General features: G+C 70.8%; 12 protein-coding genes. 3 read left to right on the top strand and 9 right to left on the bottom strand.

The genetic code is table 11. The features are described 5' to 3' along the window. Nucleotides 1-105: 105 nt before the first annotated feature. The 9 genes from ACFY2K_RS08655 to rpmH form a co-directional block, all read right to left on the bottom strand. Nucleotides 106-723, bottom strand: a complete 618-nt coding sequence (locus ACFY2K_RS08655) for a GNAT family N-acetyltransferase (RefSeq protein ID WP_380525519.1) — start codon at nt 721-723, stop codon at nt 106-108. A 133-nt stretch (nt 724-856) separates the two neighbouring features. Then, nucleotides 857-1,933: a ParB/RepB/Spo0J family partition protein gene (locus ACFY2K_RS08650; RefSeq protein WP_380593197.1), complete on the bottom strand. Its 1,077-nt coding sequence runs from the start codon at nt 1,931-1,933 to the stop codon at nt 857-859. Then, on the bottom strand, nt 1,930-2,907 hold the full coding sequence (locus ACFY2K_RS08645) for a ParA family protein (protein WP_360242813.1): 978 nt from the start codon (nt 2,905-2,907) through the stop codon (nt 1,930-1,932). Before ACFY2K_RS08645 ends, ACFY2K_RS08650 begins: the two co-directional genes overlap by 4 nt. Nucleotides 2,908-3,144: 237 nt before the next feature. After that, nucleotides 3,145-3,972: a 16S rRNA (guanine(527)-N(7))-methyltransferase RsmG gene (gene rsmG, locus ACFY2K_RS08640; RefSeq protein WP_375891836.1), complete on the bottom strand. Its 828-nt coding sequence runs from the start codon at nt 3,970-3,972 to the stop codon at nt 3,145-3,147. Between the two features lie 160 nt (nt 3,973-4,132). Next, nucleotides 4,133-4,663 carry a protein jag gene (locus tag ACFY2K_RS08635; protein ID WP_375891838.1) on the bottom strand — a complete coding sequence of 177 codons (531 nt, stop codon included), beginning with the start codon at nt 4,661-4,663 and terminating at the stop codon, nt 4,133-4,135. A 65-nt stretch (nt 4,664-4,728) separates the two neighbouring features. Further along, nucleotides 4,729-5,880 (bottom strand): membrane protein insertase YidC, encoded by a 1,152-nt coding sequence (gene yidC, locus ACFY2K_RS08630; protein WP_375891839.1) that lies wholly within the window; start codon nt 5,878-5,880, stop codon nt 4,729-4,731. A gap of 3 nt (nt 5,881-5,883) precedes the next feature. Beyond that, nucleotides 5,884-6,198, bottom strand: coding sequence for a membrane protein insertion efficiency factor YidD (gene yidD, locus ACFY2K_RS08625; protein WP_375891840.1), 315 nt, complete (start codon nt 6,196-6,198; stop codon nt 5,884-5,886). After that, on the bottom strand, nt 6,195-6,623 hold the full coding sequence (rnpA, locus tag ACFY2K_RS08620) for a ribonuclease P protein component (protein ID WP_375891842.1): 429 nt from the start codon (nt 6,621-6,623) through the stop codon (nt 6,195-6,197). Before rnpA ends, yidD begins: the two co-directional genes overlap by 4 nt. A 19-nt stretch (nt 6,624-6,642) precedes the next feature. Then, the gene (rpmH, locus tag ACFY2K_RS08615; protein ID WP_030059672.1) at nt 6,643-6,780 is read right to left on the bottom strand and encodes a 50S ribosomal protein L34; all 138 of its coding nucleotides are present in this window, start codon (nt 6,778-6,780) and stop codon (nt 6,643-6,645) included. 354 nt (nt 6,781-7,134) lie between these two features. On the opposite strand from rpmH, the gene dnaA reads away from it, so the two are divergent. From dnaA to gnd, 3 genes are all read left to right on the top strand, one after another. Then, nucleotides 7,135-8,934, top strand: coding sequence for a chromosomal replication initiator protein DnaA (dnaA, locus tag ACFY2K_RS08610; protein WP_375891844.1), 1,800 nt, complete (start codon nt 7,135-7,137; stop codon nt 8,932-8,934). 953 nt (nt 8,935-9,887) lie between these two features. Then, nucleotides 9,888-11,018, top strand: a complete 1,131-nt coding sequence (gene dnaN / locus ACFY2K_RS08605) for a DNA polymerase III subunit beta (RefSeq protein ID WP_360242831.1) — start codon at nt 9,888-9,890, stop codon at nt 11,016-11,018. Between the two features lie 212 nt (nt 11,019-11,230). Continuing rightward, nucleotides 11,231-12,106: a phosphogluconate dehydrogenase (NAD(+)-dependent, decarboxylating) gene (gnd, locus tag ACFY2K_RS08600; RefSeq protein WP_375891846.1), complete on the top strand. Its 876-nt coding sequence runs from the start codon at nt 11,231-11,233 to the stop codon at nt 12,104-12,106. Nucleotides 12,107-12,136 lie beyond the last annotated feature (30 nt).

Here is a 12,136-nt window from a genome sequence, read left to right as displayed (position 1 = left end):
GTGTGGGCGGGCTTTTTTTCGCCCGCGGGTCATGCCCCCGGCCCCCCGCCGGGGGGGGGGGGGGGCCCCCCCGGGGGGGGGCCCCCCCGCCGCCGTCGTACCCGCTCAGAACGGCCGCAGGGCCGGCTCCTTCCGCGCGCCGCCGAGCAGCCGCTCCAACGCCCCCTCCACGTCACCGCGCCAGGAGAGCGTGGTGCGCGCCTCCAGCCGCAGCCTCGGGTAGCGCGGGTGCGGTCGTACGGTCTTGAAGCCGACCGCGAGCAGGTGGTCGGCCGGCAGCACGCAGCTGGTGGGCACCCGGCCCGCCGCTCCGAAGGCCTCGATCGCCCGCACCCCGCGCCCCAGCAGGTCCTTGGCGACGGTCTGCACCAGCACCCGGCCCAGCCCCTGGTGCTGGTAGCCCGGCAGCACCCGGCTGACCATCAGCTGAACGGCGTCCGGCGCGACCGGGCTGGTCGGGAAGGACTGCGAGCGGGGGACGTAGGCGGGCGGCGCGTAAAGCACGAAGCCGGCCGGCTGATCGTCCACGTAGACGATCCGACCGCAGGACCCCCACTCCAGCAGCACCGCGGAGATCCACCCCTCCTTCTCCAGCTCCGGCTTCCCGGACTCCACCGCCTCCTTCGCGCTGACCGGGTCCAGCTCCCAGAACACACAGGAACGGCAGCCCGTCGGCAGGTCCGCGAGGTTGTCCAGCGTCAGCGGAACGATCCGGCGTCCCATGGCCCGCACCTCCTCCTCCCTCTCACGGTCGAGCATGCCCCCACGAATGCCGATGGGTGCATGTTTCACGTGAAACAGCGCTCACGTGGCACATGCACCCATCGGGTCGTCGCCCCCGGGCCGGCCGACCGGCTCAGCCCTGCGACAGCCGCAGACCGTCCTCGCCCGGGGCCATGCTGTCCAGGATCCGGTTCAGGTCCTCGACCGATCCGAACTCCAGCACCACCTTGCCCTTGCCCAGCTTCCCGCCGCGCTGCGACACCTCGACCTTGACCCGGGTGTCGAAGCGGTCCGACAGCCGGCTCGCCAGGTCGTTGAACGCCGGGGAGATGATCCTGCCCGCCTTCGGGGCCTGGCGCTTCTCCCCCTTCGGCTCCTCCGAGCGCATCAGGACGACGAGTTCCTCGACGTTGCGCACCGTGAGGCCCTCGGCGATGATCCGCGCGGCCAGCTTCTCCTGCGCCTCGGGATCCGTCAGCGGCAGCAGCGCCCGGGCGTGCCCGGCCGTCAGCGTGCCGGCCGCCAGCCGGCGCTGGACGGCCGCCGGGAGCCGCAGCAGCCGCAGGGTGTTGGAGACGTGCGGACGCGAGCGGCCGATCCGGTCGGCCAGCTCCTCGTGGGTGCAGGAGAAGTCCCGCATCAGCTGGTCGTAGGCGGCCGCCTCCTCCAGCGGGTTCAGCTCGGCCCGGTGCAGGTTCTCCAGGAGGGCGTCCAGCAGCAGCTTGTCGTCCTCGGTGGCCCGGACGATCGCCGGGATCCGCTCCAGCCCCGCCTCCCGGGAGGCCCGCCAGCGGCGCTCGCCCATGATCAGCTCGTAGCGCTCGGCGGCGACCTGGCGCACCACGATCGGCTGCAGCAGGCCGACCTCCTTGATGGAGGTCACCAGCTCGACCAGCTTGTCCTCGTCGAACACCTCGCGCGGCTGGCGCGGGTTGGGGGTGATCGCGTCCAGCGGCAGCTCGGCGAAGGAGGCACCGGGCACCGGCGCCGGCGTCGACTGCTCCGCCTGGCGCCCGACGGCCGCGCGGGCCGCCACCGTGGCGCGGCCGCCCGGCAGCACCGGCACCGAGGCCGGTGACGTCGTGCCGGTCGCCACCACCGAGGTCGGCGCGGACGTGGCGGCAGCGGGCTGCGCCGCCCCGCCGTCGGTCGGCACTGCGGGGCCGATCAGCGCCCCGAGCCCTCGTCCCAGACCCCTGCGACCACTCACTGATGACCCTCCGTCGTACCGTGCTGTGCCATCGGGGCGCCGTGCCCCGTACCGCTGCCGTCCCGCTGCTGACCGACCGACGAACCGCCGCCCTGGCCCACCGCGCGCAGCGCGAGCTCGCGGGCGGCCTCCAGGTACGAGAGCGCCCCGGTGGAACCCGGGTCGTAGGTCAGCACCGTCTGCCCGTAGCTGGGCGCCTCCGAGATGCGGACCGAACGCGGGATCGCCGTGCTCAGCACCTCGGCCTGGAAGTGGGTCCGGACCTCCTCGGCCACCTGGGCGGCCAGCCTGGTCCGGGCGTCGTACATGGTGAGCAGGATGGTCGAGACGTGCAGCGTGGGGTTGAGGTGCGCGCGCACCAGCTCGACGTTGCGCAGCAGCTGGCCGAGGCCCTCCAGCGCGTAGTACTCGCACTGGATCGGGATCAGCACCTCCTGACCGGCCACCAGGGCGTTGACCGTCAGCAGGCCCAGCGAGGGCGGACAGTCGATCAGGATGTAGTCCAGCGGCTGCTCGTAGGCGGCGATGGCGCGCTGCAGCCGGCTCTCCCGGGCGACCAGCGAGACCAGCTCGATCTCGGCGCCGGCCAGGTCGATGGTGGCGGGGACGCAGAAGAGCCCCTCGACGTCCACCACCGGCTGGACCACGTCGGCCAGCGGCTTGCCCTCGACCAGGACGTCGTAGATGGACGGCACCTCGGCGTGGTGGTCGATGCCGAGGGCGGTGGAGGCGTTGCCCTGGGGGTCCAGGTCGACCACCAGGACGCGCAGTCCGTGCATGGCCAGCGAGGCGGCCATGTTCACGGTGGTGGTGGTCTTGCCCACCCCGCCCTTCTGGTTGGCGACCACGATCACCCGGGTGGCGGCGGGCCGCGGTAGCCCCTCCCCCGCCCGGCCGATCGCCTGAACCGCAGCCTGGGCAGCCCGTGCGATGGGCGTGTCATCGATCTGGTCGATGGTCTCCGAGTCCTGCATGGGGCTCAGTGTTTCACGTGAAACCGGAGCGGCAACAGTCGCAGCCCGGCCGCGGCTGAGGATTCCGGAGAGCAGAGAGCGACGTTTCACGTGAAACACCATGCCCGCTATGCCGGAAATCTGACGTTGCGACACTCCGGTGTCCCGCCGGAGGCCCACCCGTCACCTGAACGACGACGGGCGGACGGTTCCCCCTCGCGAGGGGAGCCGTCCGCCCGTCGTGGCGAACCGAGGACCTCAGCGGGTGCCGCGACGGCGCCCGCCCCGGGCGCGGTCACCGGTCTTGGCGCCGGCGTTACGACCGGCCCGGGCCGCCTTGGCCCGCTTGGTCGCGGCCTTCACGCCACCGGGGCTCTCCCCCGCCTTGACCTGGACCACCCGGGTGGAGGTCTCCAGGGTGCCCTCGCCGACCGAGATGACGGTCCACTCGACGGCGCCCAGCTTGGCCAGCCCGGCGCGCGAGTCGGCCAGCTCCTGCTCGGCGCTGTCCCCCTTGAGCGCCAGCATCTGCCCGTGCGGACGCAGCAGCGGCATGCCCCAGCCGGCCAGCCGGTCCAGCGGCGCCACGGCCCGGGCGGTCACCACGTCCACCGCGAGCTTGCCGATCATCTCCTCGGCGCGGCCGCGCAGCACCGTGACGTTCTCCAGCCCCAGCTCCCGGACGACCTCCTCCAGGAAGGTGGTCCGGCGCAGCAGCGGCTCCAGCAGGGTCACCGAGACGTCCGGCCGGGCCAGCGCCACCGGGATGCCCGGCAGACCGGCGCCGGAGCCGACGTCGCACAGGGTGGAGCCGGCGGGCAGCAGCTCGGCCAGCACCGCGCAGTTGAGGACGTGCCGGTCCCACAGCCGGGGCACCTCGCGGGGCCCGATCAGCCCGCGCCGGACGCCGGCCGTGGCCAGCAGCTCGGTGTAGCGGACGGCGGCGTCGAAGCGGTCGCCGAAGACCTCCCGGGCGGCGGCCGGCGCCTCGGCCAACACGTCCAGCTCGGGCAGCTCGGCCCGCTCCTCCGCGTCAGGGTTCACGTCCGCCCCCGGACGGCCGGTGGCCGCGTTCTCCGTGTCCATCTCGACCTCTCCGATCTCCGGATCCACCGACCCGCTCAACGCACTGTTTCACGTGAAACATCCCAGAAGGAAACAACGACCCCGCCCGCACGAGGCGGACGGGGTCGCGTTCGGCAAGACTCACCGGTCACCGCGGTGACCGGTCATCGTTCCGACGGCCTCAGGCCGGCAGCACGACCACGCACCGCTGGGGCTCCTCGCCCTCCGACTCGCTGCGCAGACCGGCGGCCGCGACCGCGTCGTGGACGACCTTGCGCTCGAACGGCGTCATCGGCCGCAGCTTGACCTGCTCGCCGCTGCTCTTCGCCTGCTCCGCGGCCTCGGCACCGAGGGCGGCCAGCTCCTCGCGCTTGCGGGCGCGGAAGCCGGCGATGTCCAGCATGAGACGGCTGCGCTCGCCGGTCTCCCGGTGGACGGCCAACCGGGTCAGCTCCTGCAGGGCCTCCAGCACCTCGCCGTCCTGGCCGACCAGGCGCTGCAGCGCGCGGTCGTTGCCGTCGCTGACGATGGACACCAGGGCACGGTCACCCTCGACGTCCATGTCGATGTCACCGTCGAGGTCCGCGATGTCGAGCAGACCCTCCAGGTAGTCCGCCGCGATGTCGCCCTCCTGCTCCAGGCGGGTGATGACGCTCTCGTCGGTGCTGGCGACGTCCTCGGCCTCGACGGCGGAGGTGGTGCCTTCCGTCACTGATGGACTCCTTCGGAGATGGGCCCGGCTGGCGGGCGGGGAACGAAGCTCTTCGCAGAAGTCGGTCAGGACTTCTTCTTCGGCCGCTGGCCGCCGCGCTTGGGCTGCTGCCGGGTGCCCTGCTTGGTGCCGCCGGGCTTGGCCGCGGTCTGCTTGGCAGCCGTCGTCTTGGCGGCGGAGTCCGCCGGGACGGCGTCCTCGGCGGGCTGCTCGACCTGGGTGTCCTCGCTCGACTCGACCGCCTGGCCGGCGCCCTGCTGGCGCTGGGCCTTGCTCTGGCGCCGGGGCTGCTGGCGGCTCGCCCGGACCGACTCCTCGACCACGGCGGCGGCGGAGGCCGCCTCGGCGATGGCCGCCTTGGAGGGGGGCAGCATGCCCCAGAGCGCGCCCTTGATCTCCGTACCGTCCGAGCGCAGTCGGCCGGCCTTCTTCAGCCGCGCCTGGCGCTCCGAGAAGGCCTGGCTGCCCGGGGTCGGGTTGTTGTGGATGACGACCAGCTGCTGGCCCATCGACCAGACGTTGGTGGTCAGCCAGTAGACCAGGACACCGACCGGGAAGTTGATGCCCATCACGGCGAACATGACCGGGAAGACGTACATCAGCATCTTCTGCTGCTGCATGAACGGCGTCTTGACCGTGAGGTCGACGTTCTTGGTCATCAGCTGGCGCTGGGTGACGAACTGCGACAGCGACATCATCACGATCATCACTGCGGTGACGATCTTGACGCTGGTCTCCGGGCTGCCGAGGAAGGTCGCGGACAGCGGGGCACCGAAGATGTGCGCCTTGCCGGCGCTCACCAGCAGGGAGCCGTGGATGACGCCGATGTCGTGGCCCTTGGCGACGTTGGACAGCACGCCGTAGAGGGCGGTGAAGAACGGGGCCTGAACGATGATGGGAAGGCAGCTGGAGAACGGGTTGGTACCCGCATCCTTGTACAGCTTCATCATCTCTTCGGACTGGCGCTGCCGGTCGTTCTTGTAGCGCTCCTGGATGGCCTTCATCTTCGGCTGGATCGCCTGCATGGCCCGGGTCGCCTTGATCTGCTTCACGAAGAGCGGGATCAGGCAGATCCGGATGACGACCACCATCGAGGCGATGGCCAGACCCCAGGCCCAGCCACCGTCCGGGTCGAAGACGTTGCTGTACAGCGAGTGGAACTGGACGATGATCCAGGACACCGCTGTGTAGAGGGGACTCAGAAAACCGAAGGTCACCGGTCAGACTCCTTGGGCATCGGGCTTCGCCACCGGCTCCGGCTCGGCGGTCCCGCTCTTGGGGCTCAGCAGATCACGCAGCCGGCGGTGCCACACCGGGTGCTTGCGGGGCGGTACGTGGTCCACCCCGCCAGGTGACCAGGGATTGCAACGGAGGATGCGCCACACGGTCAGTCCGCCGCCCTTGACCGCCCCGTGCACCTTCACGGCTTCGAAGCCGTAGTGCGAGCACGAGGGGTAGTAGCGGCAGACCGGACCGAGCAGTGGGCTGATCGTCCACTGGTAGACCCTGATCAGTCCCATCAGCAGGTACTTCATCGCCCTGCTCCCGTCGGCGCCGTGGCGGCGGGCTCGACCCTCAGCAACCGCTTGAGCGCCGCGTCCAGGTCGCGTTCCAGCTCCTGGTACGAGGCGGTCGCGGCCTGGGGCAGCGCACGCACCACTATCAGGCTACCGGCGGGCAGCCTGGACAGACGATCACGAACGAGATGGCGCAACCGGCGCTTCACCAGGTTGCGGACGACCGCCGGGCCAACGGCCTTGCTCACGACGAAACCCGCACGCGCCGAAGGAGTCCCCTCGGCGACGTGCGGGCGGATGTCGCTGGTCCGGTCGGTCTGCCCCTGCGGGTCGCCTTCTCTGCTGAGATGGACGACCAGAAGGGGCCGACCGGCCCGGCGACCGCGTTTCACCGCGGTCGCGAAGTCCTGGCGCCGCCGCAGCCGATTCTCGGAGGGCAGCACAAGAGACTCTGGGTGCGGATCAGGCGGACAGGCTGGCGCGGCCCTTGCCACGGCGGGCAGCCAGGATGGCGCGGCCGGCGCGGGTACGCATACGCAGCCGGAAGCCGTGGGTCTTCGCGCGACGACGGTTGTTCGGCTGGAAGGTGCGCTTGCTCACTCGGGGGCTCCTGAGGTGAATCGTAGGATGACGGGGAGTCGCTTGGCCGTCACCGTGCGTCCGCGTGATCTCCCTGGAATTCGGAAATCCGGCCCATCGCCCCAGTTCGGCTGGGGTCTGAGGCAATCCACGGCGCCCGTGCTGCGCGCCTTATGGAGCGGGTGGACCCGCGGACATGCGGCAGCGGCCATCGACAACTCGACCTGGTTACGGTACGCGGGACGGGGCACGAGGGTCAAACCAGCCGTCCGGAGGCCGTTTACCCACAGGCTGTGGACAACGACTTGATCCGTCCCTGTTCGCTGACTACCGTTGCAGGACTTGTCTGGTTTTGTTCTTGGAAAGCGTGCACCAGTGGCTGATGTCAACAGCGACCTCGTCCCGGTCTGGGCGAGGGTCGTCGAGCGGCTGGTCAGCGACCCCGATGTCGGGGAGATGGACAAACAGTGGGTGCAGCGCACCCAGCCCATGTGGATGATGCACGACACCGCCCTGCTGGCGACCCCGAACGAGCGGGCCAAGCAGGTGCTGGAGGGCCGGCTGCTGCCCCAGCTGACCGACGCGCTCAGCCGCGAGCTCAGCCGACCCGTCCGGATCGCCGTGATGGTCGACGCCAACGCGGTGCCCACCACCCCCGCACCGGCCGCCCAGGCCCCCGTCGAGCCCTACCCGGGCCCGGCCGAGGAGGACTCCGGCTACGGCGACCAGAACTACCAGCAGCCGTACGAGCAGGACTACGAGCGCCCCCGCTACGACACCGGCGGCTACGAGCAGCGCCCCGCGCCCTACGGCGGCGGCCAGCCCGCCCAGCCGTGGCCCGGCTACCAGGAGCCGCAGGCGCCGTACCACGAGCCCGAGGAGCCCTCGGCCCGCCCCGCGCCGCGGCACCTCCCCGGTCCGCCCTCCACGACCCAGGGCGACCTCTTCGGCGGCGCGTACGGCCCCGGCCCCGGCGAGCAGCCCCGCACCGGCGCCGGGCGCCGCGGACACGGCTCCCGGCCCTCCGGCGGACGCCCGGCCGAGAAGTCGGGCGCGGAGCCGCCGACCGAGCGCCCCGCCGTCCCCGGGGTGCCCGCCCCGCCCGGCGCTCCCCCGGCCGGCGGCTCCCGCAAGGACGAGCCGGCCGCCCGGCTGAACCCCAAGTACCTGTTCGACACCTTCGTCATCGGCGCCAGCAACCGCTTCGCGCACGCCGCGGCGGTGGCCGTCGCCGAGGCCCCGGCCAAGGCGTACAACCCGCTCTTCATCTACGGCGAGTCCGGGCTGGGCAAGACCCACCTGCTGCACGCCATCGGGCACTACTCGCGCAGCCTCTTCCCGGGCACCCGGGTGCGCTACGTGTCCTCGGAGGAGTTCACCAACGAGTTCATCAACTCGATCCGGGACGGCAAGGCGGACACCTTCCGCCGCCGCTACCGGGACATGGACATCCTGCTGGTGGACGACATCCAGTTCCTGGCGAGCAAGGAGTCCACCCAGGAGGAGTTCTTCCACACCTTCAACACCCTCCACAACGCGAACAAGCAGATCGTGCTGTCCTCGGACCGGCCGCCCAAACTGCTGACCACGCTGGAGGACCGGCTGCGCAACCGCTTCGAGTGGGGCCTGATCACCGACGTCACCCCGCCGGAGCTGGAGACCAGGATCGCGATCCTGCGCAAGAAGGCGATCCAGGAACAACTCAACGCCCCTGCCGACGTGTTGGAGTTCATCGCGTCCCGGATCACCCGCAACATCCGGGAGTTGGAGGGCGCGCTGATCCGGGTGACCGCCTTCGCCAACCTCAACCGGGCACCGGTGGACCTGGAGTTGGCGGGGATCGTCCTCAAGGACCTGATCCCCGGCGGGGACGAGGACGCCGGCCCGGAGATCACCGCGCAGGTCATCATGCAGCAGACCGCCGCCTACTTCGGCCTCGGTGTGGACGACCTCTGCGGCTCCTCGCGCAGCCGGGTGCTGGTGACGGCCCGGCAGATCGCCATGTACCTCTGCCGGGAGCTCACCGATCTCTCACTGCCGAAGATCGGCGCCCAGTTCGGCGGCCGCGACCACACCACGGTGATGCACGCGGACCGGAAGATCCGCTCGCTGATGGCCGAGCGGCGCTCCATCTACAACCAGGTCACCGAACTGACCAACCGCATCAAGAGCTAGCCGTCCCCCGCGAGTTGGGGGCGGACACCGGAGTACCCCGGAAGGGCGTCAGGAGCGATCCTGGCGCCCTTCCGCCGTTTCCACAGGTGTGTACCGGGCCGCCGCCGGGCAGGTATCCGCACGACGGACGTCCCGCCGGTCCACAGCCCGCGCCGAACAACTGACCGGTGATTCGAAAACCGGGGGCGCGCAGGGCAGTTGTCCACAGGCCGGACCCCTTCCGCGCGGTCCACAGGCCCGGGAGCCCGGAGTTATCCAGAATTCGTCCACAGGCCCGGCGCCGCTACGCTCTTCCGCGCAGGTCAGGTGCCTGTGGACTTGTGCACAACCGTTGTCCACAGGGTGTGGACAATTGACGGGCCACCAGTGGGCCGTCCGGGTTATCCACCGGTTGTCCCCAGGGAGCGGGCGGTTATCCCCAGGTTGTCCACAACGGGGTCCACAGTTCGACAACCTTGGGCAGCCGTTCATACCCTGGTGTGAAAGGCGTCACGTAAAGTTGACCGGGGCCCGTGGATAACCGGGCCCGGATCTGGGGACAGTCCTGGGGATAACCTGTGGATACCCTGCGTGCCCTGTGGGTAACGCTCGGCTGTCCACAGCGCGGCCTGCCCGTCCACAGCCGCCGTCCACACCCGCTGTGGACAAAATCCGGGCGCTGACCTGCGGAAACAGGGTTATCCACGGTTTCCACAGGCCCTACTACTACCGCTACACAGTTAGACCGTGAACCTGCTTTCAAAGTGGGTGGTCCCGAAATCTGTGGACAACCGCGCCCCGACATCTGTTCGGCCTCGCTTCCGCCCGTCTGCCCCGTCTGTCGGCGGAGTACGTCAGACTGTCCTCTGCGACTGGAAGCGGAGTGGTAGAGCTCGGCGGACAGGCGGACCGACGATCAAGATCAGACGAACCAGAGTGCGAGCGGGAGCGCTCGATCCAGGAGGCGGTTACCGGTGAAGTTCCGGGTGGAGCGTGACGTCCTCGCGGAGGCGGTGGCCTGGGCTGCCCGCAGCCTCCCGGCACGGCCGCCGGTGCCGGTGCTGGCCGGCCTGCTGCTGACCGCGCAGGAGGGCAGCCTGGCGCTGTCCGGCTTCGACTACGAGGTCTCGGCCCGGGTCGAGCTCGAGGCGGACGTCGAGGAGGCCGGCACCGTCCTGGTCTCCGGTCGCCTGCTCAACGACATCTCGCGCAACCTTCCCAACAGGCCTGTGGAGATCTCCACCGACGGCCAGCGGGTCAGCGTGGTCTGCGGCAGCTCCCGCTTCACCCTCCCCACCCTCCCGGTGGACGAGTACCCGGCGCTGCCCCAGATGCCGACCGCCACCGGCACCGTCTCCGGGGACGTCTTCGCCTCCGCGGTCAGCCAGGCCGCCGTCGCGGCCGGCCGGGACGACACCCTGCCGGTGCTCACCGGCGTCCGGGTCGAGATCGAGGGCGACCGGATCACCCTGGCCGCCACCGACCGCTACCGCTTCGCCGTCCGCGACCTGCTGTGGAAGCCCGAGCAGTCGGACATCTCCGCGGTCGCCCTGGTCCCCGCCAAGACCCTCCAGGACATCGCCAAGTCCCTGGGCAGCGGTGACACGGTCTCCATCGCGCTCTCCTCGGGCGGCGCGGGCGAGGGCCTGATCGGCTTCGAGGGCGCCGGCCGCCGCACCACCACCCGGCTGCTGGAGGGCGAGTTCCCCAAGTTCCGCAGCCTCTTCCCGACCGAGTTCAGCGCGGTCGCCGCGATCCAGACCCAGCCCTTCCTGGAGGCGCTCAAGCGCGTCTCGCTGGTCGCCGAGCGCAACACCCCGGTCCGGCTCAACTTCGAGCAGGGCGTGCTGACCCTGGAGGCCGGCTCGGGCGACGACGCCCAGGCCACCGAGCGGATCGAGGCCGACCTGGAGGGCGACGACATCTCGATCGCCTTCAACCCGGGCTACCTGGAGGAGGGCCTCAAGGCCATCGACTCCCCGTTCGCCCAGCTGAGCTTCACCACCCCGACCAAGCCGGCCCTGCTCAGCGGCAAGGTCTCGGTGGACGCCGAGGAGGACAAGGCCTACCAGTACCTGATCATGCCGGTCCGCCTCTCCGGCTGACGACCGCTTCCGGCTGACGACGGCTCCGGCCGACCCCGGCCGGTCCGGTCACCCACAGGCTGTGCACACCCGTTGTGCACAGCCTGTGGACGTCCCGACCCCGTCGACCCGGTCGGCCCGACCGCGCGGAGTCCGGATGCCCCGGAAGCGTAGGCTCGGGGATGCGGCAACGGCGCCGCCGCCAGGCACGTCCCCACAGTAAGGATTTGGTCATGGAGCTCGGCCTCATCGGTCTCGGCAAGATGGGCGGCAACATGCGCGAGCGGATCCGCCGCGCCGGCCACACCGTCATCGGATACGACCGCAACCCGGAGATCTCCGACGTCGAGACCCTGCAGGAGCTCGTCTCCAAGCTCCAGGGCCCGCGCGTGGTCTGGGTGATGGTCCCGGCCGGTGCCGCGACCCAGGCGACCGTCGACGAGCTCGCCGAGCTGCTCTCCCCCGGCGACGTCGTGGTGGACGGCGGCAACTCCCGCTGGACCGACGACATCAAGCACGCCGAGGCGCTGGCGGCCAAGGGCATCGGCTTCGTCGACTGCGGCGTCTCCGGTGGCGTCTGGGGCCTGGAGAACGGCTACGCGCTGATGTACGGCGGCGACGCCGAGCACGTCGCCCTGGTCCAGCCGGTCTTCGACGCGCTCAAGCCCGAGGGCGACTTCGGCTCGGTGCACGCGGGCGCGGTCGGCGCCGGCCACTTCGCCAAGATGGTCCACAACGGCATCGAGTACGCGATGATGCAGGCCTTCGCCGAGGGCTGGGAGCTGCTGGAGGCCGCCCCCGAGGTCACCGACGTGCGCGAGGTCTTCCGCAGCTGGCAGGAGGGCACGGTCATCCGCTCCTGGCTGCTGGACCTGGCCGTCCGCGCCCTGGACAGCGACGAGCACCTGGACAAGCTGCGCGGCTGGGCCGCCGACTCCGGCGAGGGCCGCTGGACCGTCGAGGCCGCGATCGACCACGCCGTTCCGCTGCCGGCGATCACCGCCTCGCTGTTCGCCCGCTTCGCCTCGCGCCAGGACGACTCGCCGCAGATGAAGATGATCGCCGCGCTGCGCAACCAGTTCGGCGGCCACGCGGTCGAGTCCAAGTAACCGAGAACCGGTCGGGGCCCCGGGGGCCGT

This window comes from Kitasatospora sp. NPDC001309 (genome assembly GCF_042896295.1).
In the GTDB taxonomy this organism is placed as follows: Bacteria; Actinomycetota; Actinomycetes; order Streptomycetales; family Streptomycetaceae; genus Kitasatospora.
This window is presented reverse-complemented; position numbering and strand designations above follow the sequence as displayed.